The 25538-nt window shown below is 73.0% G+C and carries 19 protein-coding genes; 14 read left to right on the forward strand and 5 right to left on the reverse strand.

What is annotated here, in order from left to right; genetic code table 11:
• Positions 1-108: 108 nt before the first annotated feature.
• The gene (locus ACF08W_RS16785; protein WP_385212302.1) at positions 109-837 is read right to left on the reverse strand and encodes a YoaK family protein; all 729 of its coding nucleotides are present in this window, start codon (positions 835-837) and stop codon (positions 109-111) included.
• Between the two features lie 359 nt (positions 838-1196).
• Between ACF08W_RS16785 and ACF08W_RS16790 the strand changes: the two genes are divergently transcribed.
• Positions 1197-1712, forward strand: a complete 516-nt coding sequence (locus ACF08W_RS16790; protein WP_352278762.1) for a lytic polysaccharide monooxygenase auxiliary activity family 9 protein — start codon at positions 1197-1199, stop codon at positions 1710-1712.
• A gap of 77 nt (positions 1713-1789) precedes the next feature.
• Here ACF08W_RS16790 and ACF08W_RS16795 read toward each other — a convergent pair whose 3' ends face one another.
• Positions 1790-2524 (reverse strand): hypothetical protein, encoded by a 735-nt coding sequence (locus ACF08W_RS16795; RefSeq protein WP_352278761.1) that lies wholly within the window; start codon positions 2522-2524, stop codon positions 1790-1792.
• Positions 2525-2653: 129 nt separating this feature from the next.
• Positions 2654-3607, reverse strand: coding sequence for a hypothetical protein (locus tag ACF08W_RS16800; protein WP_392279679.1), 954 nt, complete (start codon positions 3605-3607; stop codon positions 2654-2656).
• A gap of 370 nt (positions 3608-3977) precedes the next feature.
• Between ACF08W_RS16800 and ACF08W_RS16805 the strand changes: the two genes are divergently transcribed.
• From ACF08W_RS16805 to ACF08W_RS16850, 10 genes are all read left to right on the forward strand, one after another.
• Positions 3978-6530, forward strand: a complete 2553-nt coding sequence (locus tag ACF08W_RS16805) for an ATP-dependent Clp protease ATP-binding subunit (RefSeq protein WP_392279680.1) — start codon at positions 3978-3980, stop codon at positions 6528-6530.
• Positions 6531-6680: 150 nt separating this feature from the next.
• Positions 6681-6995 carry a hypothetical protein gene (locus tag ACF08W_RS16810; protein ID WP_385212291.1) on the forward strand — a complete coding sequence of 105 codons (315 nt, stop codon included), beginning with the start codon at positions 6681-6683 and terminating at the stop codon, positions 6993-6995.
• A gap of 134 nt (positions 6996-7129) precedes the next feature.
• Positions 7130-7633: a hypothetical protein gene (locus ACF08W_RS16815; RefSeq protein ID WP_392279681.1), complete on the forward strand. Its 504-nt coding sequence runs from the start codon at positions 7130-7132 to the stop codon at positions 7631-7633.
• The gene (locus tag ACF08W_RS16820) at positions 7603-9021 is read left to right on the forward strand and encodes a hypothetical protein (protein ID WP_392279715.1); all 1419 of its coding nucleotides are present in this window, start codon (positions 7603-7605) and stop codon (positions 9019-9021) included. Before ACF08W_RS16815 ends, ACF08W_RS16820 begins: the two co-directional genes overlap by 31 nt.
• A complete protein-coding gene (locus ACF08W_RS16825) occupies positions 9018-10478 on the forward strand; it encodes a VWA domain-containing protein (RefSeq protein WP_392279682.1) in 1461 nt (486 codons plus the stop codon). Before ACF08W_RS16820 ends, ACF08W_RS16825 begins: the two co-directional genes overlap by 4 nt.
• An 11-nt stretch (positions 10479-10489) precedes the next feature.
• The gene (locus tag ACF08W_RS16830; protein WP_366291628.1) at positions 10490-11602 is read left to right on the forward strand and encodes an AAA family ATPase; all 1113 of its coding nucleotides are present in this window, start codon (positions 10490-10492) and stop codon (positions 11600-11602) included.
• Positions 11599-14400 (forward strand): hypothetical protein, encoded by a 2802-nt coding sequence (locus ACF08W_RS16835; RefSeq protein WP_392279683.1) that lies wholly within the window; start codon positions 11599-11601, stop codon positions 14398-14400. The genes ACF08W_RS16830 and ACF08W_RS16835 overlap by 4 nt, the downstream gene beginning before the upstream one ends.
• A gap of 119 nt (positions 14401-14519) precedes the next feature.
• Positions 14520-15077, forward strand: coding sequence for a GNAT family N-acetyltransferase (locus tag ACF08W_RS16840; RefSeq protein WP_392279684.1), 558 nt, complete (start codon positions 14520-14522; stop codon positions 15075-15077).
• 135 nt (positions 15078-15212) lie between these two features.
• Entirely contained in the window at positions 15213-16022 is an 810-nt protein-coding gene (locus tag ACF08W_RS16845; protein ID WP_392279685.1) for an aminoglycoside N(3)-acetyltransferase, read from the forward strand.
• Between the two features lie 201 nt (positions 16023-16223).
• Entirely contained in the window at positions 16224-16994 is a 771-nt protein-coding gene (locus ACF08W_RS16850) for a VOC family protein (protein ID WP_392279686.1), read from the forward strand.
• A 110-nt stretch (positions 16995-17104) separates the two neighbouring features.
• On the opposite strand, the gene ACF08W_RS16855 is transcribed toward ACF08W_RS16850, so the two are convergent.
• On the reverse strand, positions 17105-18508 hold the full coding sequence (locus ACF08W_RS16855) for an LAETG motif-containing sortase-dependent surface protein (RefSeq protein ID WP_392279687.1): 1404 nt from the start codon (positions 18506-18508) through the stop codon (positions 17105-17107).
• A 474-nt stretch (positions 18509-18982) separates the two neighbouring features.
• On the opposite strand from ACF08W_RS16855, the gene ACF08W_RS16860 reads away from it, so the two are divergent.
• Together ACF08W_RS16860 and ACF08W_RS16865 are read left to right on the forward strand one after the other, a co-directional pair.
• A complete protein-coding gene (locus ACF08W_RS16860) occupies positions 18983-19966 on the forward strand; it encodes a lytic polysaccharide monooxygenase (RefSeq protein WP_392279688.1) in 984 nt (327 codons plus the stop codon).
• Positions 19967-20211: 245 nt separating this feature from the next.
• Entirely contained in the window at positions 20212-22458 is a 2247-nt protein-coding gene (locus ACF08W_RS16865; RefSeq protein ID WP_392279689.1) for a PAS domain-containing protein, read from the forward strand.
• Positions 22459-22558: 100 nt separating this feature from the next.
• On the opposite strand, the gene ACF08W_RS16870 is transcribed toward ACF08W_RS16865, so the two are convergent.
• Positions 22559-23716: a class E sortase gene (locus tag ACF08W_RS16870; RefSeq protein ID WP_392279690.1), complete on the reverse strand. Its 1158-nt coding sequence runs from the start codon at positions 23714-23716 to the stop codon at positions 22559-22561.
• A gap of 312 nt (positions 23717-24028) precedes the next feature.
• Between ACF08W_RS16870 and ACF08W_RS16875 the strand changes: the two genes are divergently transcribed.
• On the forward strand, positions 24029-25408 hold the full coding sequence (locus ACF08W_RS16875) for a ferric reductase-like transmembrane domain-containing protein (protein ID WP_385212266.1): 1380 nt from the start codon (positions 24029-24031) through the stop codon (positions 25406-25408).
• Positions 25409-25538: the final 130 nt, after the last annotated feature.

Here is a 25538-nt window from a genome sequence, read left to right on the forward strand (position 1 = left end):
GTTCGGCCTGGTTCCGGCATATGCCAGACGTCTTCGGTCGGCGGAAGGGCCGGCGCCGTGCCGTGGGTGTGGTGCGGAGGCCGTGGTCCGGCGAGGTGTGTCCTTCGCCTACGCGGGCGTGTCACCGCGCCCGCGCCCCGGAGCGTCCGGGCCCGGCTCCCGCGATCCGGCCGGAACGTCACGGTGCCGGAGCCGCATCCGGTGCCGGTTCTCGACGAGCAGTGCGGCGCCCGCGGCCGCCGCGCCCGGCCACAGGTGCCCCGTGACGGCGGTGGCCGCGGCGCCCGCCGCCACCGCCACCAGCCGACCGGCCACCCAGAGATCCCCGCGCCCCCACGACCGCAGCGCCGCGCGGCCGACGAGGCCGGTGAGCGTTCCGGTGAAGTAGTTGGTCGGGGTGGAGCGGATCCGTCCCTGGATGCCCATGGCCACGGCGGTGAGCGCCAACAGCGCCGTCCGGCCCCCGGCGGAGCCGGCCGGGCCCAGGGCCCACAGCGCGGATGCCGTGGCCAGCAGGGCCACCTCCGCCAGCAGCATCACGGGAAGCGACCACTTCAGCCGGCCCTCCATCCACGCGCCGCAGGCGACCCCGGCGCCGTACGCGAGGAGCGCCGTCACCACCCGGATCACCACCCCGTGTTCCCCGGCGCCGGTGGCGGAGATGCCGAGCAGCACCAGGTTCCCGGTCATCACCCCGGCGAAGACCTGGCCGACGCAGAGGAAGGCGAAGGCGTCGGCCGAGCCGGAGGCCGCCGACAGGAGCAGCAGGGGCCATTCGCCCCAGGGACCGGGTGCGGCATCGGGGCGGGGGACGGGTGGGCGTACGGCAGTGGACACGTCCGCATTTTCGGCCCCGGCACCGCCGCCGGACCGGTGTGACCCGCCGGGGACGCCGCGGAACGCGTCCCTGGTGCGGGCGTGCGAGGGGCGGGCGTGTGAAGCGGGGGAGTGCGCCCCGGTGTACGCGCGATTGGTGGAACAGGGCGGTGCCGGGCACCTTGACGGGGATCCGCCGATCGGTATGGTCTAGGCCAAGTGCAGTGCCCTGCCGGGCGCCCGGCGTTTCCCGGGCGTACCCGGCGGCGGTACCTGCCGTGCCCTTCGCACATCTTGGCCCCACACCAAAGAGGCCGGTCCGGCACCACGGGCCCCCATAGCCCGCTCGGGTGCGGCGACGCCTCCTGTGAAGGAGAAGCATGCACACGAAGAGGAAGACGGCTGCGGTCGTCGGCGCCCTGCTCGCGCCCGTGCTGGCCCTGACCCTCCCGGTCGGGTCCGCCAGCGCCCACGGCTACATCTCGTCGCCGCCGAGCCGTCAGGCCCAGTGCGCTGCCGGAACCGTGAGCTGTGGCGAGATCAAGTACGAGCCGCAGAGTGTGGAAGGCCCCAAGGGGCTGACCAGTTGCAGCGGCGGGAACAGCCGGTTCGCCGAGCTCGACAACGACTCCAAGGGATGGAAGGTGACCTCGGTCGGCCGCAGCACGTCCTTCCAGTGGGTGCTGACCGCCCGCCACGCCACCAGCACCTGGCAGTACTTCGCCGGCGGCCGGAAGGTCGCGGAATTCAACGACAACGGTGCGCAGCCCGGTGCCACGGTCACCCACCAGGTCGACTTCGGCAGCGTGACGGGGCGTCAGAAGGTCCTCGCGGTGTGGAACATCGCGGACACCGCCAACGCCTTCTACGCCTGCATCGATCTGAACATCGGCTGAGCCCCGGTGCCGGGCGGAACGGACGACGACCGTTCCGCCCGGCACCACCCGCCCCGGAACGCCGCCGGTCCGGGGCATCAGCCGGACGGATCCACGGGCAGGGCCCGCGCCGCCGGGTCGCCCCGCTCGTCCGCGCGCCTGGCCTGCGGTACGCCGGGGCGGGCCGCCGTGCCGCTCGGGACGGTCCGCTCGGCGGGTGCCGGATGCTCGGCGGCGCCGCCGATCGGCTCGGGATCGGTCCAGTAGACGCCGAGCATCGTACGGAGCGTCGTGGGGTGCTGGCCGGGCCCGGTGGGCACCGTCAGCCGGTCGAGGTGCTGCCACAGCTCGTGGTCGGCCCGATCGGCCCCGCCGCCCTCGCGGGCGTGGACGTCCTGATGGCGCTGCACGGCGACGGCCAGCTCGCGGAGGGTCTCGCGGCTCTGCTGCCCGGCGGTGTGGCTCTGCGTCCGGTTCACATTGCGCTGTTCCTGACCCAGCTCGGTGATGGCCCGCTGCACCCGCTGGTGGAAGTTGGCGGTGCGGCGGCGCAGCGACTCGAAGTCGGCCCGGGTGGCGAACCACTCGTGCTTGCCGGCATCGCCCCGGGCGAAGCACTCGACCCGGAACTCCTCGCGCTCGGTCTTGCGCCGCCGCAGCACGCTCGCGGTCCGCTCGTGGACGTGGGTGAGGATCTTCCGGGCTCGCGGCAGGTTGTCGGGGTGGATGATCGCGGCCCATGTTCTGGCGTCACGGGTGGGAGGGTGGATGTTCGACGTGAGCAACTGCTCGAACTCTTTGTCGCCGAGCTGCGCGAGGTCCTGGGCGTCCACTACTGGCCTCCAAGCCGGTGTTGGGCGGTATGCGTCCAGCGTGGCGTATGGAACTGACAAGGAGGTAGAAATCAGGAAATAGAACGTACTGCGGCTGACGGTCCTGATCGAAGCGGTATTGACGGCCTGTCAGCACCCAGGGGTGTGCTGCGACGGCCTGTGCACCACGGACACCGTGGGTTCCCCGACGGGGCGCGCGAACACCGTGCTGCGCGGAAGCACCCCGGACCATCTGCCGCATGTCCGAAAATGCGCGTCAGCCGGGGTCCCTGCCGCCGTCCCGGGGAAGGCTGCGGCCGACGGCGTACGCCCTCGGGCGCGCCACAGCGGCGCGCGTACCCCGTCGTCCTCGGAGACCTGGCAGCGGAGGCCGTTGACGACCTCGTCCCGCGCGATGTCCCAGCCGACGACACCGTTGCCCTTGCGCGTGAGTTCCACGAGACGGGCGCGTTCGTCCCCGTGCCCGGTGTTGACGTCGCACTCCACGACGCCGGTCCAGGAACGTCCGTCCACGGCCCCGGCCAGGGCGATCACCGGGAGCGCCACCGCGGCCAGTAGCAGGGCGGCCACCGATGCGCCGTCCGCGGTGCGTTCCAGCCAGCCGGAGGGGGTGGTGTGGCTGCGTCTGCCGCTGTCGCGCTCGCGCCGCCCGGTGCGGTACTCGACGATCACGCCGAGCCGCAGCGCGTACGAGACGAGACCGACCGCCACGCCCCACCACGGGCCGTGGAAGGCCCCCACCACCAGCGCGCAGGTGAGCGGGACGACCGCAGCCTGCCCGACCGTGTGGGCGGTGGGGGTGTCCGCGTGGACCCGGGCCCCGCCCTTGGCCGCGAAGTACGCGTACGAGGTGCGCGACACCACGACGGCGAGCACCGAGGCCAGCAGCGCGTCGTTGAGGAGCATCCCGATGAGGACGTCGGGCCAGTTGGACGGCTCCATAGCGACGAACGCCTCGCTCGCCGCGCCTCCGCCGCCCAGCGTCCAGGCCAGCTTGAGGACGGGCACGGCGAAGACGACCGCCAGCAGCACGATGTGACCGGGGCCGCCCTTCAGGTCCGTCGACCGTTCCTTGTTGCTCATGGGCCAAGTCTTGGCGGGGGCCGGACGGTCGGCGAGGCGACGGCCGCCGGTTCCGTCGCCGGGGACGACGGAACCGGCCCGATCCGGTTGCGCCACCGTCCGGAAATCACCCGATCGGGCTACCCGTGACCGGTCCGGGGGATCCACGGCCACCGGGGCACGGGCCGCTCGCGGGGCAGAGGGGCGAGCCTCCGTGCCGTTGCGTGACCAGGTGGGCGTTGTTCTAGTGGGACCACCTGCCCATGGGGGCCACGGGACGGGCTCGGCGCTCCGTGGGCACCGGGCACCGGAACCGGTTCCCCGGCACGGGGCGATCCCGGCGGGCCACCCTTCGCGCGCTCTTTGCACCCGCACTCACTGGACGGTGACCATGACCATGTCCTCCTTCGGTTCCTTCGGCGGCCCGGACCCGTTCTCGGAAATGCTCAACCGGTTCTTCGGGATGTCCCCGGCTTCCTCGCCACCGCAGGTGCAGCGGGTCCCGATCGGCCGGCTGCTGACCGAGTCGGCCCGGGAGCTGATAGGCCGGGCGACCACCCGGGCGACCGACGACGGCAGCCGGGACCTGGACACCGAACACCTGCTGTGGGCCGCCACCCAGGTGGACCCGTCCCGCACCCTGCTCCAGCAGGCCGGGGCGGACCCGGACGAGCTGGGCAAGCGGATCGCCGAGGCCCTGCCGGGGGCGAGCGCCACTCCGTCGGCGGAGCCCAGCCTGACGCCCGCCGCCAAGCGCGTACTGCTCCAGGCGTACGAACGTTCGCAGGCGGCCGGGGTGTCGTACATCGGGCCGGAGCACATCCTCGGCGCGCTGCTGGACGCCAAGGAGTCCGGTGCGGCCAAACTGCTGGGCGCGTACGGCACCGACACCGGCAGGCTGCGGCGCGAGGCCGACGACGCCGCACGGGCCGACGGGACACCCGCGGCCGGTACGAGCGACACCCCCACGCTCGACCAGTACGGGCGGGACCTGACCGAGGAGGCGAAGGCCGGGAAGCTCGATCCCGTGGTCGGCAGGGCCGAGGAGATCGAACAGACCGTGGAGGTCCTCTCCCGGCGCTCCAAGAACAACCCGGTGCTCATCGGTGAGCCCGGGGTCGGCAAGACCGCGATCGTGGAGGGAATCGCCCAGCGCATCGTGGCCGGTGACGTCCCGCGCACCCTCAAGGACAAGCGGGTGATCGCGCTGGACCTCTCCGGTCTGGTGGCGGGCTCCCAGTACCGCGGCCAGTTCGAGGAGCGGCTCAAGAACGTCATCGAGGAGGTCAGCGCCGCCGCCGAGTCGACGATCCTGTTCATCGACGAACTGCACACCGTGGTCGGCGCCGGAGCGTCCGGCGAGGGCGCGATGGACGCGGGCAACATGCTGAAGCCCGCGCTGGCCCGCGGCGAACTGCACGTGGTCGGGGCGACCACCATCGACGAGTACCGCAAGCACATCGAGAAGGACGCCGCGCTGGAGCGCCGCTTCCAGCCCGTCATGGTGCCCGAGCCGACGGTCGAGGAGACCATCCAGATCCTGGAGGGCCTGCGCGACTCCTACGAGGCGCACCACCAGGTCCGCTTCGCCGACGACGCCCTGGTGGCGGCCGCCGAGCTGTCCGACCGCTACATCAGCGACCGGTTCCTGCCGGACAAGGCCATCGACCTCATGGACCAGGCGGGCGCCCGGGTGCGGCTGCGGTCGCTCGGCCGGTCCACCGAGGTCGTCTCCCGTGAGGACCGGCTCGCCAAGCTCAAGCGGGAGAAGGACGAGGCCGTCGCCTCCGAGGACTTCGAGAAGGCGTCCGAGCTGAAGGGCCGGATCGCGGAGACCGAGGCCGAGCTCGCCGGGATCGAGGAACGGCGCGAGGGCGTCATGGACGTCACCACCGCCGACATCGCCGAGGTCGTCTCCCGCCGCACCGGCATCCCGGTCACCCAGCTCACCGCCAGCGAGAAGGAGAAGCTCCTCAGGCTGGAGGACGCGCTGCACTCCCGGGTCGTCGGCCAGGACGAGGCGGTCACCGCGATCGCGGAGGCGGTACGCCGCAGCCGGTCCGGAATGGGGGACCCCGACCGGCCCGTGGGCTCCTTCCTCTTCCTCGGGCCCACCGGCGTCGGAAAGACCGAACTCGCCAAGGCGCTGGCCGAGCTGCTGTTCGGCGACGAGAACCGGATGGCCCGTTTCGACATGAGCGAGTTCCAGGAGAAGCACACCGTCTCCCGGCTCGTCGGCGCCCCGCCCGGATACGTCGGCCACGAGGAGGCGGGCCAGCTGACGGAGAAGGTGCGCCGACAGCCGTACAGCGTGCTGCTGTTCGACGAGGTGGAGAAGGCGCACCCCGACGTCTTCAACACCCTGCTCCAGGTGCTCGACGACGGGCGGCTGACCGATGCGCAGGGGCGGATGGTGGACTTCCGGCACACCGTCGTCATCATGACGTCCAACATCGGGGCCCAGCGCATCCTCGCCCACAAGGGCGATGTCTCCGAGATCCGCGAGGACCTCATGGGCGACCTGCGGGGACACTTCCCGCCGGAGTTCCTCAACCGTGTCGACGAGACGATCATCTTCCACGGGCTCGACAAGGGCGACCTCGGACAGATCGTCGACCTCATGCTGGACGGCAGCAAACGCCGGGTCCGGGCCCAGGGCATGGAGCTGGAGGTCACCGAGGCGGCGAAGAAACTCCTTGTCGCGCACGGTCACCAGCCGGAGTTCGGCGCCCGTCCGCTGCGCCGCACGATCCAGACCGAACTCGACAACCGCATCGCCTCCCTGCTGCTGGGCGGCGAGGCAGATCCGGGCGACACCATCGTCGCCGACGTGCGGGACAACGCGCTGGTCTGCACCGTCGACCGCCCGAAGACCTCCGCCGAGGAGGCCGCCGGGGACGGGGACGCCGCCGACGGAGCGGCGGAGGGGACGCCGGCCGAGTAGCGCCGCGCGGCCCCGCCGCCCGCAGGGCCTGCCGTACGCTCCCCCCGGTCCGTACGGCAGGCCCTGCACCGCGCTGCGGACTTCCGGAAATATGAAGTGCGTTCGAGTGGTGAATGTCATCGCTCGAACGGGTGGCGGACGGTGTCCCGGATGCGACGCCGTGCCGACGCGCGGCTATTCCTGCTGCTTGTGATCGAGAACCTGCTGCGCACCGCCACCGCGGTCGCCCTCACCGCCCTGCCCCTGACGACGACGAGCCCGGCGTTCGCCTCGGACGACCCCCTCACGGCCCAGCTGATCCCGTGCGCCTCCGTCGTGGCACCCGCCGGGCACATCTGCGTGCCGTCGCCGAAGCAGTGCATCAAGGCGCCGTGCCCCCAGTACGACCTCGTCGCCCTCCCGTTCCTCCCGCTGGCCGCGGGCGCGGGGCGGGGGACGCCGGAGGGGGTGGGGCACTCCTTCTGACCTCTGCCCGGGAGCGGTCTTCCGCGCCGCCCGCACACCTCCGTCCGGACCGATTGTCAGTGGTCGCGGATACGTTCGGTGGTGTCCTGCCGTTGTGGCGCGGAAGTCGCCCCGGTACGCAGAGGAGTGGTGTGTTGTCAGACTGGGAGAGGTCCAGCACGGTACGGGTGACCGCGCCGGCGCGGGCCCGCAAGCTGGCCAAGGTCCCGTTCGTCGAACTGGCCGACGGACGTCTTCAGGGTGTGGTGTCCAGCGGGTCGGACATCGGGCGGGTCTACGTGTCGTCGGTCGCCGCCGGCACCTACGCCTTCGCGTGCAGCACCAACAACAACCGTCCGTGCGGCGGCGCCCGCGGCTCGTTCTGCAACCACATCCTCGCCCTGATCGGCGAGGCCGTGCTCCAGTACGGTGCCGAGCGCGTCGCCCGCTATCTCCGGGTCGAGCCCGGGGAAGGGGAACCGGACGCGAGCGCCCTCACCTCCGCGATGCGCGACACCCGTCCCCCGCAGGCGGACGCCGGGGCCGCCGCGCCGGTGTTCAGCCGGTTCCTGCGCCACCTCGCCTACCTGGAGTTCACCCCGGACACCACTCCGGTGCCGGAGATGCACTGGTTCCCGACGACCAGGGCGGTGGCCTGATGCGCGCCGACCTCCTCGCGGAGCCCCTCGACGGACTCGACGAAGTCCTCGCCGCCGTCGACGCGTTCGACCGGGCCCTCGTCGCCGGGCTGCTCCGCCCGCAGGCGGCCCAGACCGAGGGGCTGACCGCGCTCGCCCACGCGGTCGCCGGCAGCCCGCTCGCCTCGCGGGTCGCCGGGGCGGCCGAGAAGGCGGCGGCCGGGGCCGCGAGCGAGGACGACTTCGTCGCCCTCGCCGCCGCCCGCACCGCGCTCCTCGGCTCCGCGCACGACGCGCTGACCGCCCGGGTTGCCGAGGCGACCGGACGGACGCGCGGCGAGGACCCCGTACCGCCGCCCGCCGGGCAGCAGCCGGCCAACCTGCTCGCCGCCGCCCGCTCCTGGCTGTCGGACCTGGCGCGTTCCGGATGGCAGGGCATCGACCACGACCTGGCCGCCGGAGCGGCCCCCGTCGTCTCCGCCATGCTCCCGGAGCCCGCGCTGCGCCGCCCGGCGATGCTCCTCGACGGCTTCGCCGCCGAGCTGGCCGCCTCCTGCCCGGGAGCCACCCTGGAGCGGATACCGGTGCGCCGCTGGGCCGACCTGTGGGCCCGGGGGCTGCTGCTCACCGTGCCCGGTGCCGCCGGGACGCCGGTGACCGGCACGGCCACCGGCCGCCTGCTGCCCCTCGGCGTCGACCTCCAGGAGCACCCGACCGCCGTACAGGCGCAAGTCCACGCGGTGTTCGAGCCCGCGGACGGCGGGGCGCCGCGGCTGGTCCGGGCCGGGGCGGCGGTGCCGAAACCCGACACGGTCGTCGGGGCGGGCCTCTGGCAGCTGCTCCGCCCGCGTCTCTCGCTGCTCGCGGCCCTCGGCGAGGGCCGCGCCATGGACCTCACCGACATGCCCGTCACCGCCGAGGGCGATCTGCTCTGGAGCGACGAGCACGCCCGCTTGGGCGAGCCCGCCGACGCCTTCGCCACCGCCCGGGTCGCCCTGCCCACCGCCACGGACGCGGCCACCGCGCCCCTGGACCGCCACCCGGCACGCATCGCCGTCCCCGTGTTCCTGGAGGGCTACACCACCGCCGAGGACGACGGCACCCGGACCTTCGTCCTGCCCGGCTGCGCCCTGGCCGTCGACACCGGCCGCATCCCGGCCGCCGGGGCCCTCACTCCCGAGGCGGTCGCGGCGTCCGGTGCCTGCATCGGACTGCTCCGCTGGGACGCCGGGGCCTACCGCGTCCAGCCCCTGGCCGTCGAGACGACCGTCCGGAAGAAAGCCGTCGCGGTGCACGCCGGGGGATGGGCCGGGGGCACGACCGACAAAGCGGGTGCCAGGGCGGAGAAGGCCGCCACCGACGCCGTCACGGTGTTGCGGGAGCGGGCGGGAAGGCTGCTGCGGAAATGACCGAGCACACGACGGCCCCGGCTGCCGGAACCACGCCCTCCGGGGCGGACCCGCAGGAGAACCGGCGCCAGGTCCTCTACTGGCGGCTCCTCGCCCGCCTCTTCGACCAGGAGGAACAGGCCGCGCTGGAATCGGCCGGCCTCGCCGTGGTCGAGGACATCGGCCTGCCGGCCGCGCTGCTGGACCCCCAGGCATCCGTCGATTCGGTCGTGCAGCGCCACCCGGAGCTGGCCGACGAGTTCGACGGCCTGATGGCCCCCGCCACCGAAGCTGACGACGGCGGCGCGGGCGACGACGGCGGAACGGACCGTGACCGGGTCGCCGAGGTACGGCGGGCGGCCCTGGTGTCGAAGGTGCTGCTCAACGTCTTCGCCTCCGGCTCGGGCCAGGTCACCGCCGGACAGCTGGCGCGCTGGCAGTCGGACGCCGACTGGCTGGAGCGCGCGCTCGGCTGCCGCCCCGGCGATCTGCGCGGCGGCCGGACCGGTGGGCGCGCGGCGGGACGGGGCCCCGGCCCGGCCGGCACCGGCGGCAACGGCACGACCCCCGACCTCAGCCGGCTGATCCCGGCCATCGGGCCGGAGCTGGGGAACATCGAGGCCGATCTCGTCAAACGGATGCACCTGCGCGAAGTGCTCGCCGACCCCGCGCTGGCCGCCCGGCTCACCCCGAGCATGTCGCTGATCGAGCAACTGCTGCGGGACAAGAACAACCTCTCCGGCGTGGCCCTGGCCAACGCCAAGAGCCTGATCCGACGCTTTGTCGACGAGGTCGCCGAAGTGCTGCGCACCCAGGTGGAGAAGGCCACGGTCGGTGCCCTGGACCGCTCGGTCCCGCCCAAGCGGGTCTTCCGCAACCTCGACCTCGACCGCACGATCTGGAAGAACCTCACCAACTGGAGCCCGGAGGAGGAGCGGCTCTACGTCGACCGCCTCTACTACCGGCACACGACCCGCAGGACGACACCCCAGCGGCTGATCGTCGTCGTCGACCAGTCCGGCTCGATGGTCGACTCGATGGTCAACTGCACCATCCTCGCGTCGATCTTCGCCGGGCTGCCCAAGGTGGACGTCCATCTGATCGCCTACGACACCCAGGCGCTCGACCTCACCCCCTGGGTGCACGACCCCTTCGAGACCCTGCTGCGCACCAACCTCGGGGGCGGCACCGACGGCACGGCCGCCATGACACTGGTCCAGCCGAAGATCGCCGAACCCCGCAACACCGTCGTGGTATGGATCTCCGACTTCTACGAATGGCGGAGCGAACCGCTCTTCGAGGCCATGGCCGCCATCCACCGCTCGGGAGCCCGGTTCATTCCCGTCGGCTCGGTCACCAGCGCCGGCCGGGGCAGCGTCAACCCGTGGTTCCGCGAACGCTTCAAGGACCTCGGCACGCCGGTCCTCTCCGGCCACATCCGCAAGCTCGTCCACGAACTCAAGAACTTCCTCGCCTAGAAAGGCCCCTCATGTCCGACCTGTTGCGCGCCCCCGCCGAGATCAAGTACGCCGAGGAACTGGAGTGGCTGGAGTCCATCGACGACAACCCCAAGCCCTTCTCCTGGCGGCTCTCGCCCAAGATGGTGCGCCTGTTCATCCTGGGCTCCGAGCGCTCCGACGGCCTGGACCGCGAGATCTCCCAGAAGTGGTACGGAGACCGCAGCTTCGTCGAGCGTTCCATCGTCACCCTCGCCTCGGACCGGGGCCTGCTGCTGATAGGCGACCCGGGCACGGGCAAGAGCTGGCTGGCCGAACTGCTGTCCGCCGCGATCTGCCGCAACTCCACGCTCGTGGTGCAGGGCACGGCCGGCACCACCGAGGACCACATCAAGTACTCCTGGAACGTGTCGATGGTCATCGCCAAGGGCCAGTCCCGGGAGTCGATGATCCCCTCACCGATCATGACCGCGATGGAGTCCGGCGCCATCGGCCGCTTCGAGGAGCTGACCCGCTCCACCAGCGACGTGCAGGACGCGCTGATCTCGATCCTTTCCGAGAAGTACATCTCGGTTCCCGAACTGGACAGCGACAGCATCGTCTTCGCCAAGCCCGGATTCTCCGTCATCGCCACCGCCAACAGCCGCGACCGGGGCGTCAACGACCTGTCCTCGGCCCTCAAGCGCCGGTTCAACTTCGTCCGTATCCCGGTGGTGACGAACAAGAAGAGCGAGGCGGAGATCGTCCGCTTCCGCACCGAGGAACTGCTGCGCCGCCACCAGATCGAACTGGAGGTCCCGCCGACGCTCCTGGACGTACTGCTGCGCAGCTTCGCCGACCTGCGGGCCTCGGCGGCGGCGGCCGGCAGCGAGGACGAGAAGCTGGAGTCCGCGCTGTCCACCGCGGAGCAGATCGGTGTGCTGGAGGACGCGGTGCTGCACAGCAACTTCTTCGGCCGGCACACCCTGACCGCCCGCACCCTGGCGTCCTCGCTCGTCGGCTCGCTGGCCCGGCGCGAACCCGAGGACCTGGCCATCCTCAACAAATACCTGCACGGCGTCGTCGAGCCGCGCAGCAAGGAAGAGGGCGGCTCCTGGCCCGAGTTCCTGGAGGGCGGCCGCGACGCGATCGCCACCCTGTCATGACCGGCACCCACGAAGGCACCTTCGAGGGGCTCCGCGCCCAGCTCCAGGAGGCCGCGGCGGCCTTCGCCGACGGACCGGACGCCCTGGAGGGAATCCTCCTCGGCATCGTCGACGACGTCGACCACGCGGCCCGCGAACCGCTGGAGATCTTCCCCGTCTGCCACCACTCACCGGCCTCCGCGATCGCGATGGCCCGCCGCCTGCGGGAGAAGCAGCCCAAGGTCGTGTACCTGGAGCTGTGCGAGGACATGGCCCCCCTCCTGACCGAGCTGCGCAACTGCAGGCTGCCGGTGGCGGTCCAGTCCTTCGCGACCGAGGTCGACGGCTTCCCCGCCGACTGGTCCCCGCTGTCGGTGGTCGCCCCGATCACCGAGGCGTCCGCCGAGTACCAGGCGATCGCCTACGCGCTGGACACGCCGGGCGTCGAGCTCGTCCTCGTCGACCGCTCCTCCGACCACGTCTTCCAGTGGGACACGCGCGGCGCGCACCCCGAGGCCCCCGCCGACCCGGACGCGCCGCCCGTCGAGGAGGAGGCCGCGCTGCACGGCGACGCCGTGGGCGTGGAGATCGGCGATCTGCGCCCCCGCTTCGCCGAGCTGGAGGAGCACCTGCTGCGCCACGGCAAGGTCCGGCACTGGTCGGAATGGTGGCACCAGTACGTCGAGCTGCCGCTCGGCGACAGCGACCACGACACCTACCGCCAGGTCATGCTCCTGATCGGCAGCCTCTTCCGGCGACTGGCGCCCGGCGACCCGCACCGGGTCCGGGTGGACGAGGACCGCGAGCGCCACATGTGGACCCGGATGCGCCGGCACCTCGCGGCGAGCGGAGCCGACCCCGCGGACTGCCTCTACGTCTGCGGCGCCTTCCACGCGGTCAGCAGGGTCGAGGAGTTCGGCGTCCACGGCGCCGACACCTTCGAGATCACCCCGCCCACGGCCACGGTCTGGCAGCACGGCCTGATCCCGTCCAGCCACGCGGCGATCGAGGCGCAGTTCGGCCTCGCCGCCGGATCGGTGTCGATCGCCGCCACCGTCTGGGCGAAGAACGTCAGGCGCAGCCGCGTGAAGCCGTTCCGCCTGGCGGGGCAGGCCGGCAAGGAGAAGACAGGAGCCAGGAAGGCCGGGCCCCTGCCGGCCCCGGTCGCGGACCTGCCGCCCTCGGACCGGCTGACCGGCTTCCTTCAGCGGCCGCCCGTCCTGGACCGGCTGGACGAGGCCGAACTGCTCGGCTGGTCGGTGGAGATCGTGCGCGCCGCCCGCCGCAACGGCTACCTCGCCTCCACGGCCGACGCCATCGCCGTGTTCGAGACGTCGATCCTGCTGGCCGGGATGCGCGACCGGGCCAGACCCACCCCGTACGACTTCCAGGACGCGGCGGTCACCTGCATCGAGAAGGACTCCGTGCCCGGCCGCCGCGACGTCCGGCGCCTGGTGGAGATCATGATGGGCGGCGACCGGGTCGGCCAGGTCGGCTACGACGCGCTGCCGCCCCTCGCCCGTGACGTGCACGACCGGCTGGCCCCCCTGGGACTGGAACTCCAACGGCGCGGAGTGCGGCGCGCCCTGCTGGACATCGCCGCGCGGCCGGAGCTGGAGCGCTGCTCCGACGCGCTGTGGATGCTGCGGTACCTGATGCCGCAGGGCGCCGCCCGCCCGATCATGGGCGAGCGGAAGCTGGGGGAGCGGCCGATCCAGGAATCGTGGGACCTCGCCCTCGGCACGCACCAGCGCGCGCTCATCGAGCTCGGATACGAGGGCGTCAGCATCGAGCAGGTGCTGGAGCAGCGGCTGCGCCGGACCGCGTACGACCGGCAGGCCACCACGGAGACCGTCCTGGCGGCCGTCGAGGACGCGACGCTGTACCTGCGCAGCCGGCGGCTCGCCGACGAACTGGGCACCCACGCCCTGGAGGTGCTGTCCGCCGAGCGCGGCGTCGACGGCGCGCCCGAGGTGCTGCGCCGGGTGCGACGGCTGCTGGCGTACTACCGCACCGCCGAGCCGGTACTGCCGCCCTGGATCGAGTCGTTCGTCAAGACCGGCTACGCCCACTACTGCACGCTGCTGCCGACGGCGTTCACCGACGAGGACGCGACGGTCCGTCAGGTGGCGGCGATGCTGGGCTTCCTGTTTAGCATGGAGAGCCTGGCGCTCTCCCTGGGCTGCGACCGGACCCAGCTGGAGCTGGCGGTGGGCCAGTCGCACCCGGAGGAGTCGTCGAAGACGGCACTGCTGTGGGCGGCACAGGTCCAGCTCGGCCGTCTGACCCGCGCGGAACTCCGCGCGCGGTGCGACGCCCTGCTGGACAACCCGCTGACGGTGGCCGCCTATCCGCGCTGTCTCAGCGGCTTCGTCCACGCGCTGGAGCCCGTTCCGGGCCTCACCGACTTCGTCGTGGAGGCCGTCTCGAACGCCTTCGGGCGGCTGCCGGACCAGGTGCTGCTGCCCTGGCTGCCGACGCTGATCACCACCCTCCGGTCGAGCGGCTCGGAGCTCGCTCCGCTGCTGATCCGGGAGGCCGGACGGACCTTCCCCGGCCGACTGGCCGCGCTGGACGCCTGGGTGCCGCCGTGGCGGGCCCCGTCCGCACGGCCCGCCGCGCAGTCGACGGGCGGCGCGCGGAGCGGCCAGGGAAGCGCCCTGCTCGCCGCGCACCCGGGGACGTGCGACGCGCTCGCGGGCCTGCTCGGCTGCGAGGACGGCTGGGAGGAGCCGGACACCGGCCCCGCAGGGGCGGCGCTGCTCGACCGCCATCCAGCCACCGCACAGGCACTGGAGGCGCTGCTGGCCACCGGGTGACCTTCTGCGGGCCGGTCCCGGACGGACGGAGCGCTGACCGGCCCACAGCGACGAAGTGCCTGGTCAGAAGGGTGCGCCGACCTGGACGCCGCCTCAGCCGCCGTGATTCGATGACGCCCATGACATCGTTCTGGACGGGAAAGCGGATACGGCTGCGCGGCATCGAGCCCGACGACTGGACCGCCCTCATGCGCTTCGCCGAGGAGGAGGCGGGCACGGGCGACCTGCCCCGCCTGCCGCGCTCGGCCGAGCAGCATCGCGCCCGCGCGAAGGAACTGTCCGTCGCCGCTCTCGACGCGGACTGCTTCCAACTGGCGGTCGAATCGATGGAGACGGGGGAGATGGTCGGGGCCGTCGGCTCCTTCCAGACCGACCCGCGGGCCGGGTGGTTCGAGTACGGGGTCGTCATCGGCGCCGACCACCGGCGCAGCGGGTACGCGGCCGAGGCCGTACGGCTCCTGCTGCGCCACATGTTCGACGAGCGGCGGTTCCACCGCTGCCAGGCCCGGATCCTCGCGTACAACACGGCGTCACTGGCCCTGCACCGACGGCTGGGATTCGTCGAGGAGGGCCGGCTCCGCGACCATGTGTACGTCGGCGGGCGCCATCAGGACCTCGTTCTGATGGGCATCCTCGCGGAGGAGTTCGCCCTGGCGCACCCCTCGGACGGATGCTGAGCGGAGCGGGACCGCGCCCCTGACCGGTGGCGGAGCCGGCTCGCCGCCCGGCACCGACCGGGCGCCGCGCGGGATGCGGAACGGGCGGGGAAACTCCATGGCCCCGGCGGATTCATGGCCGGATAATGCCTGCTCATGTCAGCCAAACCTGTCTCCGGCCCGATGTGCACCCGCGCATCGCTCGCGGCCGATCTCCGTACGCTCGGACTGCGCCCCGGTGAAACCGTGCTGGTGCACTCCTCGCTGAGCTCGCTGGGCTGGGTCTGCGGCGGCCCCGTGGCCGTCGTCATGGCGCTGCTCGACGTGCTCGGCGAGGAGGGCACCCTGGTCGTGCCGACCCACTCCGGTGACAACTCCGATCCGGCGCTCTGGTCGAACCCGCCCGTGCCCGAGGCATGGTGGGAAGGGATCCGCGCCGCGACCCCGGCCTTCGACACCCGGACCACCCGCACCCTCGGCGTCGGAGTCGTACCGGAGACCGTACGTACCTGGCCGGGCGCGCGCCGCAGCTCCCATCCGCAGACCTCCTTCGCCGCCGTGGGCCCGCGCGCCGCCGCCATCGTGGACGGGCACGCGCCCGACTGCCGCCTCGGCGAGCGCAGCCCGCTCGCCAGGCTGGAGGAGAGCGGGGCACGGATCCTGCTGCTGGGCGCCGGATACGACTCCTGCACCGCCTTCCACCTGGCCGAATACCGGATCCCCGCCCCACTGACGGACAACTCCTTCGCCGCCGTGACACCGCAGGGGCGCCGCTGGGTCACGGTGCGCGACACCATGATCTCCTCGGAACGGTTCGACGAGCTGGGCGCGGCGTACGAGAAGGAGCGCCCGGTGCTGCGCGGCGCGGTGGGCGGCGCCGGGGCGCGGCTGTTCGGCCTCGCCGATGCCGTCGCCTACGCCGAGAGCTGGCTCCCCGCGCACCGCCCCGAAGCGGCCGGGATCTGACCGACCCGGACCGGGCAGACACCGGCCGACACACCTCCCCAGGCGCGCATCGCCGCTGGTGGGAGCCGCCTCGGCCGGTCGTGGCGCGGGAACGGGCGCGGGGGCGGGGCCGCCCGGGTGCGGGTACGCCGTCCGGGGTCCACGGTGGGAGCACGAAGCCGTACCGGCCGTGGCGGTGGGGAAGCCCCGAAGGAGCAGCGCATGGAGGCCCTGGAAAGGATCAGGCCCGTGAACGGCGCACCCTGCTGGGTGAGCCTGATCGTGCGTGATCTGCGCGCGGCCCAGGGCTTCTACCGGTCCGCCCTGGGCTGGGAGTTCGTCGACAGCGCGCTCGGCGACAACTTCTGCGTGGCGATGGCGCGGGGGCTGCCCGTGGCCGGGCTCGGATGCTGCTCCCGCACCGCCCGGCCGCCCGCGGTCTGGACCCCGTACTTCGCGGTGGACGACGCGGACGAGACCGCGGACCGGGTCAGGGAGCGTGGCGCGACCCTCGCCGTCGGGCCGGTGAAGCTCGGCGAGGGCCGGGCCGCGATCGCCGCCGACCGCGACGGCGCCATCTTCGGATTCTGGGAGGGAACGGCCCTGACCTGGTCGGTCGGCCGGGGCGACGCCCCCGCCCGCCTGGACCTGCGCACCCGCCACGCCTTCGAGGCGGCCATCTTCTACGCGGAGGTCTTCGACTGGGCCGAACGCCCCGGCGGCTGCACGGTCGACTACACGGAGGGCCACGTCCACATCGGACTCGACGGGCACACGGTCGCCACCCTGCACGGCGGCGGAGTCGGGAGCGCCGCCGACCCCGCGATCAGGCCCCGGTGGGTCGTCGGCTTCCGCGTCGGGGACGGCGCGCGGACGGCGACCGCCGCCGGCGCCGCGGGAGGAGCGGTGTCCCCGTCGAACGGCGGGCCCTCGACGGACGACTTCGTCATCCGCGACCCCGACGGCGCGCTCTTCACCGTGTTCGACGCCTGAAAGCCCCTCCCGGAATGGGGGCGTGGCCCCGGAGCGACCATTCGCTCCGGGGCCGCGACCTGCGCGTTCCGTGCCGTCGTCCGACGACGGCCGTCAGCCGCGCCGGTGGCTCACCGGCCGCTCGCGCTCCTCCTGCGGAGGAGGAACACCGCGCCGCCGCCGACCACGACGAGCAGGGCGGCGGCGCCGGCGATCATCGGGGTGGCGCTGGAACCGCCGGTCTCGGCGAGGTCGCCGCCGCCGGTCGTGGAACCGGTGACCTGGTCCGCGGACGCGGTGGGGGCGGGTGTGGCGGAGGGGGCCGTCGACGGCTTGGTGCCGGGAGCGGCCGTCCTGCAGTCGAGGACGCCCCGGAAGGTCTCCTCGAAGCCGTTCGGGCCGGTGACGGTGAGGTCGTACGAGGCGTCCTCGGCGACCGGAACCGTCACGGTCTTCGTGCCACCGGGGGCGACGGTGTACCGCGCGCCCTTGAGAGTGAAGGTCCACGGCTCGTCACCCTGGTTGGTGGCGGTGACGTCGACGCCGCCCTTCGCGCAGTCGGTGGCGGCGGTGACGGCGGGGACGGCCCCCTTCTTCGCCCAGGACGCGGACGCCTTGGCGGTGACGGCGGCATCGCTGGACCCGGCCAGGACGAGGGTCTGGCTGGGGCCGTCCGTGCTGACGAAGGCGCGGCCGAGCGGAACCCCGGTGGTGGCCCGGGCGGTCAGTTCGGCCGATCCGTCGGGGGTACCGGCGGGGACGTCCAGGAAGACCCGGTCGCCGTTGGCGGCGTTCTCCACGGGCCTGCCGTCCGCGTCGACGATCCGCACACCGGCCGGGGCGCCGGGAGCGAGCGCGAGGGAGACGGTCGACGCGTTCGTGGCGACGGTGACCGGACCCACGCGGTCACCGGACCTGCCCGCGACGGAGGCGGGGGAGAGCGCCAGGGACTCCTTCGGCTCCTGGAGGCTCTCGGCCCGGCCGAGCAGGTAGTCGGTCAGCAGTTTGGCGTCGGGGTCCGTGGGGGTGGCCGTCACCCGGTCCGAGAAGTGCCAGATGGCGGCCTGGGTCCCCGCGGCGGCGTCGTTCGCGTCGAGGTTCTTGGCGCCGACCTTCTTGGCCAGGTCGGCCACCGCGACCTTGGGGTAGGAGTTCTCCAGGACCCAGAGGATCTTCCCGGCGTCGCCGTTGTCGTGCAGGGAGGACTGGTCCCAGCCGACCTCCTTGTAGTGGAAGTCCTGCCGGGCCCCGGTGCGCAGGTCGATGCAGTAGGTCGAGAGCGTGCCCCCCTGCCCGGTCCGCATCTCGAACAGGCCCGCGCGTCCGACGGACCACTTGCTCCCGTCCTTCTCCTCGATATTGACCGGCCCGTAGTCGGTCAGGCCGCCGAGCTTCGCGGTGGCACCGCCCGTGCCCAGGTGGCTCTCGTCGGCCGCGGCGGGACCGGCGAGGGCCATGGCCCCCGTCGCGAGCAGACCCGAGGCCAGGGAGACGGCGGCCAGACGGGCGGCGCCGCGTCTGAAGACAGAAAACATGGAATTCCCCTCGAAAGCAGGCCGATCCGCGCCGTTGGTCGATGAAGGGGCGCGGTGGATGCCTGCGGCATACGTACGGACGCGGGCGGGGCTTGTTGCGCCACCCGGGTACACGGGAATCCTAGGAACTCCGTTCCCGGGGAATGCCGGTCATAGGGCTGGGATAAGGCTAGCGAGCCGGAATCGTTACCGGTGGTGCCCAACTCACCGGAAAACACGGGAGGAAGAGGTACATCGGGCGGTGCGCGAGCCCCTTCCGGGGGAATCGGTCCGGACCAATCCGGGGTCTGTGTGAGCACAACCTGAGGTATGCCTTAAGGCATCCATAAGAATGGCCCGCCGGTGCTCGGGAAGGGCGGCCGACGCGTTTTTCGGGGTTAGGTTGCTGATCGCCGGGCCGCGGAGGCATCGAGCCGAAAAGGCCGCCCCGCCGGCCTGCTCCCGGACGTCGTCATTCCTGAGGAGTTCTTCCCCATGACCCTTCGCCGCAAGGCCGCCGCGTGCACCGCCGCAGGCGCCGCCTCACTGGTTCTGGCCGCGCTGTCGAGCGTTCCCGCATCGGCCCACGGTTCGATGACGGACCCGGTCAGCCGGGTTTCCGCCTGCTACGCGGAGGGCGTGGAATCGCCGACGTCCGCGGCGTGCAAGGCGGCGATCGCCGCCAGTGGCAAGCAGGCGTTCTACGACTGGAACGCGGTCAACATCGCGAACGCGGCCGGGAAGTCGAAGCAGATCATCCCCGACGGCAAGCTGTGCAGCGCCGCCAACGACAAGTACCGGGGCCTGGATCTGCCGCGTACCGACTGGCCGTCCACGAAGATGGCGGCGGGCGCCCACACCTTCCACTACAAGGGAACCGCCCCGCACAAGGGTTCCTTCGAGCTGTACATCACCAAGGACTCCTACGACCCGTCGAAGCCGCTGAAGTGGTCGGACCTGGAGGCCCAGCCCTTCGTGAAGGTCGCCGACCCCCGGATGGAGAACGGCGACTACGTGTTCCAGGGCAATGTCCCCGCGAGGTCCGGGCGCCATCTCATCTACTCGATCTGGCAGCGCTCCGACTCCCCGGAGGCCTTCTACACCTGCTCGGACGTCGTCTTCGGCGGCGGCGCCAAGGGCGGCGCAGCCGCACCCACCGCCTCCGCGCCGACCGAGAAGGAGATCGAGCAGGGCGCCGCCAAGTCCTCCGTCCAGCACCAGGGCCACGACGGTCACGGAGCGGCCGCCCCGGCCTCCACCGGGGCCGGCACCGCGCAGGGCGCCGCCGAGACACCGGCCGGTGCCGACGAGCCCCGGGTCGACAGCGCCGCCGAGGGGTCCCCGCACACCACGCTCGCCGAGACCGGTGGCGACGGCTCCACCCGCTACATCGCCGTCGCGGGGGCGGCGGTCCTGGCCGCCGGCGCGACCGCGGTGTTCGCCGTCGGCCGACGCCGTTCGACCGCGGCCGGCCGCTGACCCCTCTCCCGTCCCCCCGGCGGTCGTGTGCCGGGGGGAGCAGTTCGGCACCGTGGCGGCCCGAACAGCCCGGTGCCGCCCGGGCCGGCCGCCGTAGTCAACAGCCCCCATCCGCCCGCACTCCGGCCGGCCGGAAGCCGTCGGGCCCGGGGCGTGCCAGACACCGCCCGGCAGGCGGCGGTTCGACGACATGCCCCGGGGAACCGACAAGGCGGGGCCGGACAGTCAAGGAAGGAAGCGCCGTCGTGAACAACCGACCGTCCCGAGGAGCCGACCACCTCGCGGCCATCGTCGATGCCCTCCCCGATGGCCTCGTGATCGTGAACGGCAACGGCACCATCGTCAACGCCAACACCACGGCGCTCGGCATGTTCGAGACGCCCGGTGCCGTGCTCGTGGGCCGTGGGCTGTTCGACCTGCTGCCCGGCTTCGACCCGCGGTCCCTCCCCGGCTCGGTCCCGCTCCCCGAGGACGTCGAAGGCCCGTTCCGCACCGCACCCGAGCGGATGACCGCACGACGCGCCGACGGGAGCGAGTTCGCCGCGGAGGTCACCGGCGTCCACCTGGACGGCCGGGGCGGGAGCCGAGGTCCGTACGACCACGCCGGCGAACGGCTGCTCCTGCTCGTGATGCGGGACCTCACCGGCACCATCGACACCGAAGGCGAACTGAACCGCTCGCACGAACAGTTGGAGATGGTCCTGCGGGCCGCCTCGGAAGGCGTCGTCGGGACGGACATCGAGGGCCGGGTCGTCCTGGTCAACCCGGCGGCGGCACGGCTCCTGGGATACCGGGCCGGTCAACTCGGCGGCCAGGACCTCCACTCACTGATCCTGCACTCGCGGACGGACGGCGAGTCCTACCCGTACGAGGAGTCGCCCCTCGCCGACACGCTCAGGTCCGGCCGCGCGCACCGGGTCCGCGAGCAGGTCCTCTGGACCCGGGACGGCACCCGCGTCCCGGTCGACATCGCGACCGCCCCGGTCCGTGAGGGCGGCCGGCTCGTCGGGGCCGTCCTCACCTTCACCGACCAGCGCCCGTACGAGCGGCTCGTACAGGAGCACGAGGCCGAACTGGCCGAACTGACCGAGCGGCACGGCGCCGAACTGGACCGGCACCGGGACCGGCTCGCCGCGCTGACCGCCCGCAACACCCAGCTCACGGCGGCACTCGACGGAGCCCTGCACGGAACCCTGGCGGAGCTGACCGCGGAACTCCGCACACTGGCGGCCGACGAGGCCGTCCACCTCTGGCCGGAGGCACACCGGCTCCTGAACCACCTGGTGTCCGGATACACCCGGGCGGCCGCCCTGATCGACGACGTCCTCGGCCATCAGCGGTCCGACACGGGCGCGGAGGGACTGCGCCGGAGCCGCGTACTGCTCGACCGGGTCGTCGACGCCGGTATCGACCGCGCCGTCGAACTGGCCGGCCCCGGCCGCCTCCGTTTCCAGGTGAACACCCCGCCGGTGGAGGCGGAGGCCGACCCGGAACGCCTCGCCACCGCGCTCGCGCATCTCATCGCCGACGTCGCGGGCATCGGCGCCACGGACGCCGGCCACCCCGACCCGCTGGTCGCGATCACGGTCGAGCCCGCCCCGCGCGGTGACGCGGTACGCGTCGAGGTGCGCGGACCGCACCCCGGCGGCGACCCGGTCCACCAGGCCCTCGTCCACGGCATCGTCGGTGCGCACGGCGGTACGGTCCGCACCCGTGAGGTACCGGGGACGGGCGGAGGCGTCCATGTCATGGACATCCCCTACCCGCCCTCCGGGCGGAGCCCCGGGGCGCCGTCGCCCGCCCACCGGGACGACGCGGGGCCGGTCCGGCCCGCCGCGGAGGTCGCGGTCATCGGCGGGACCGGGCGCCGGCACGCCCGCCGGGCGGTTCCGGACCCCCTCCCGGACAGCGCGCGGACGCCCGTCCGCACCGGCCCGGGAGCGTCCGGGCGCCGCCGGGGACGCCCCGCCGAAGGCGTCGTCGCGACCGCCGCGGAGAACACGCGGAGCTACGCCCCCGACGGCGAGGCCGCGCGCCCCCGACGGGCCCGGGGAACGGCCCCCGCCCCGCAGACCGGCACCCGCACCGCCTGCCCGGACGGCTCCGCGACCCCGGCCGCACGCCCGGCCCCGGGCGGCCGGCACGCCTCGATGGCCGGCCAGGAATGGGGCGAGCCCGTCGGCGCCGAGCCCTGGGGCCGGTCCGAACTCACCCCCGCCGGTGTCGAGGGCGCTCCCGGACTGGTCCCGGCGCCGGTCTACTGGCCCGAACCCGCGGCGGAGACACCGACCGGGTACGAGGCGATCCAGGACCGTCCGGTCCTCCCCGGCCCGTACGGCACCCCCTCGCCGGAGGAACCCCCGGCGCTCACGGCCCCGAGGACGGCGGTGCGCGGGCGGGCCGCCCAGGCCGCCATGATCGGAGCCGGGGCCGTATCCGTACAGCCCGCGCAGCTCGTGACGGTGCCCGGCCCCCACCAGTCGACCGCCTGACCGCCCGCCCGGACCGGTCCGGGCCCCGAGGAACGGACCACGCGCGGCTGCCGGAGAACCGGCAGCCGCGCGACGCGTTCCGCACCGCGCCCGCGGCGCCTCACCGTTCCTGGATCTCCGCCGGTTCACCCTCGGCGCGCGGCCGTTCCTCGGCGAGTCTGCCCCAGACGATCATCCGGTACGTGCTCGTGAACTCCGGTGTGCAGGTCGTCAGCGTGATGTAGCGGCCCGGCGCGGTGAAGCCCGAACCGGCGGGCACCGGATCCAGTACGGCGATGTTCTTTGGCGTGGTCCGGGGCAGGATGCTCGCCATCTTGTAGACGTAGTACGTGTCCCGCGTCTCGACGACGATCGGGTCCCCCGGCCGCAGGTGGTTGATGTAGCGGAACGGCTCCCCGTGGGTGTTGCGGTGCCCGGCGACTCCGAAGTTCCCCGCCTTCGCCCCCGGCATCGAGGTGGGGATGCTGTCCTTGTCGTAGTGGCCGACCATGCCGCGGTCCAGGACCCGGGTCTTGTCGATGCCTTCCGCGATCGGCACGACCACGTCCAGCTTGGGGATGTGCAGGATCGCGAAGCCCTGGCCGGGCTCGAACGCGTCCGGTCCGCCGCCGCTGTGCGCCCAGGAGCGCTCCAGCTCGTGACGGGCGCTCCCCGTGATGCTGTGGGCCCGCACGTTCGACCACCACAGCTGGTACGAGGTGAAGAGGAGCATCAGCGCCCCCGTGGTGATGAGGACCTCACCACCCACCCGGCCTGCCACCGTGGCGGCGCCCGGCTTCCGCGCCCGGGCCGCGCGCCGGGCCTCGACGCGGGTCATGGGCGGCGGCGGGACAGCGGGGGAGGCCAGCGGGGCGCGGGACCGGGGCGAGGCGTGCCGGCGTGCGCCGCGTTTCGGGGACGGTGCGGCGGTGTGTCTGCCGCTCCGCTTCGCGGCCTTCCGGCGCGCGGCGCGCCCGCCCTCGGGCAGCGGCCCCGTCATACGACGGCCTTCGGAGACCTGCGGCGTGAACGCGCACAGGGAAGAGGCCCGATCGAGTCGTGCATGACTTTCCTTGTTCTCTGGTCCGGTGTCATGTGCCGGATCGCTGCCTCCGGTTCCCGGCCGGCGTTCTTTCGCGGGCCCGAGGGAGCGAGGGGGATCGTGGACGACACAAGGGGAAATGCCCGGCGGGCCATCGGCCGCCGAATGCCGACGATATCCGATTCGGATGGTCGAAGTCCGTTCGGTGCCAGCGGATTTGAGGGTGCGACGGCCCATGGGGCGCACTGGTCGAGGTGATTCTTATTCGCCCCGGAAGCGAGGCTCAAGAGAACCTTAAGGATTTTCCGCAAGGGGAACAGGAAGTCTTTTCCGGAAATTCGAGCCGCTAGGTTCGATCCCGTGGAAATACGGGACCGTGTCCAATCCAGTGCGAAATCCTCCACCGTGCGGCCGGCAGGCGCCCCGGCGGGCCGGGGGCGCGCCTCGCGCACCGCGTCGACGCCCCTCGACGTGATACCGGGCCCGCGGCACGCCGTGCGCCGGCCGGCCCGCACGGCGCCCCCGCGGACCAGGCACCGCGAGCGGCCCGTGCGCTCGTACCTCGTGCGTCCGGCCAGGGTGGTGAAGCGGGCCCTCGCCACCGGCGACCGATGGGCCGGTCCCTGGCGGATGTCTCCGAAGGCGCTGCTGGCGGGGGTGGCCACGGGAGGCGGGTGGGTCCTGGCCCTGTGGGCCGTGAACGTCCGGCCGACGGCCCGGCTCGGCGAACTCCTCGCGGACCTCGCCCATGTGACCGGTCTGCTCGCCGGGTACGGCGCGCTCGTCATGTTCTTCCTGATGGCGCGGGTGCCCGCCGTGGAACACGGGGTGGGTGCCGACAGACTGGCCCGGTGGCACGCGTGGGGCGGGCGCTGGGTGGTGCTGCTGTGCCTGGGGCACACCCTGCTCGCGGTGTGCGGTTCCGCCGCCCGCGACGGGCACGACCTGCTGACGTCCGCGCTGCGGATGCTGGGCCGTACGCAACTGGCGCTCGCCGGGGCAGGGCTCGTGCTGCTGTGCGCGGTCGGCGCGGTCTCCGCCCACGCGGTACGGGGCCGGATCCGGCACGAGACCTGGCGGGCGGTCCATCTGCTCACCTACCTGGGCGCGGCGCTCGGCGTCGCGCACCAGATGACCGGCCCGGACGTCGCGGTCAACGCCTGCGCGTGGTGGATGTGGGCGCTGCTGCACCTCACCGTGCTGGTGCTGCTGGTCCGGTACCGGATCGTCGTCCCGGTGCGGCAGGCACTCCGGCACGATCTGCGTGTTGTGGAGGTCCGGGCGGAGGGGCCCGAGGTGTTCTCGGTCGTGATGCGGGGCGAGGGGCTCGACGAACTCGCCGCGGAGGCAGGCCAGTTCTTCCGATGGCGGTTCCTGCAACGGCGGATCTGGCACTCGGCGCTGCCCTTCTCGCTCTCCGCGCCCGTCCGGGACGACCGGCTGCGGATCACGGTCAAGGCGGTCGGCAACCACACCCGCCGCATCCGCAGGCTCAGGCCGGGCACCCGGGTGCTGGCCACGGGCCCCTTCGGAGCCATGACGGCCCACCGGCGCAAACGGCGAAGGGTCCTCCTGCTCGCGGGCGGTGTGGGCATCACACCGATACGGGCCCTCTTCGAGACCCTGCCCGGCGGCCCCGGCGACATCACCCTGCTCTACCGGGCCGGCAGCGAGGACCAGTTGGTGCTGCGCGAGGAACTGGAGGCGATCGCCGCCCACCGTCAGGCGCGGCTGCACTACCTGCTCGGCCGCTCCGACGCCTCGTTCAACCCACTGGCACCGCAGACGCTGCGGAGCCTGGTCCCCGACCTGGCCCGGCGCGACGTCTACCTCTGCGGTCCGAACGGCATGACCGTCGCGGCGACCGCGGCACTCGTACAGGCCGGGGTGCCCCGGACCCGCATACACACCGAGAGCTTCGCGCTCTGACCGGTCGCCGGTCGCCGGGTTGCCGACCGGCGCCGGGCGCAGGATACCCGGAACTCCGCACGACCCCCGTACGCCGTTCCGCGCCCCGGCAACGCTCCGCAGTCGCGCATCTACACTGTGCTGATGCTTC

The sequence above is a fragment of the Streptomyces sp. NPDC015144 genome (assembly GCF_043079735.1).
GTDB lineage: Bacteria > Actinomycetota > Actinomycetes > Streptomycetales > Streptomycetaceae > Streptomyces.

Coding starts and splice junctions, on each gene's coding strand:
- ACF08W_RS16790 (WP_352278762.1), top strand. CDS start 1,197: ATGCACACGAAGAGGAAGACGGCTGCGGTCGTCGGCGCCCTGCTCGCG.
- ACF08W_RS16800 (WP_392279679.1), bottom strand. CDS start 3,607: ATGAGCAACAAGGAACGGTCGACGGACCTGAAGGGCGGCCCCGGTCAC.
- ACF08W_RS16805 (WP_392279680.1), top strand. CDS start 3,978: ATGACCATGTCCTCCTTCGGTTCCTTCGGCGGCCCGGACCCGTTCTCG.
- ACF08W_RS16810 (WP_385212291.1), top strand. CDS start 6,681: ATGCGACGCCGTGCCGACGCGCGGCTATTCCTGCTGCTTGTGATCGAG.
- ACF08W_RS16825 (WP_392279682.1), top strand. CDS start 9,018: ATGACCGAGCACACGACGGCCCCGGCTGCCGGAACCACGCCCTCCGGG.
- ACF08W_RS16830 (WP_366291628.1), top strand. CDS start 10,490: ATGTCCGACCTGTTGCGCGCCCCCGCCGAGATCAAGTACGCCGAGGAA.
- ACF08W_RS16835 (WP_392279683.1), top strand. CDS start 11,599: ATGACCGGCACCCACGAAGGCACCTTCGAGGGGCTCCGCGCCCAGCTC.
- ACF08W_RS16840 (WP_392279684.1), top strand. CDS start 14,520: ATGACATCGTTCTGGACGGGAAAGCGGATACGGCTGCGCGGCATCGAG.
- ACF08W_RS16845 (WP_392279685.1), top strand. CDS start 15,213: ATGTCAGCCAAACCTGTCTCCGGCCCGATGTGCACCCGCGCATCGCTC.
- ACF08W_RS16850 (WP_392279686.1), top strand. CDS start 16,224: ATGGAGGCCCTGGAAAGGATCAGGCCCGTGAACGGCGCACCCTGCTGG.
- ACF08W_RS16855 (WP_392279687.1), bottom strand. CDS start 18,508: ATGTTTTCTGTCTTCAGACGCGGCGCCGCCCGTCTGGCCGCCGTCTCC.
- ACF08W_RS16860 (WP_392279688.1), top strand. CDS start 18,983: ATGACCCTTCGCCGCAAGGCCGCCGCGTGCACCGCCGCAGGCGCCGCC.
- ACF08W_RS16870 (WP_392279690.1), bottom strand. CDS start 23,716: ATGGGCCGTCGCACCCTCAAATCCGCTGGCACCGAACGGACTTCGACC.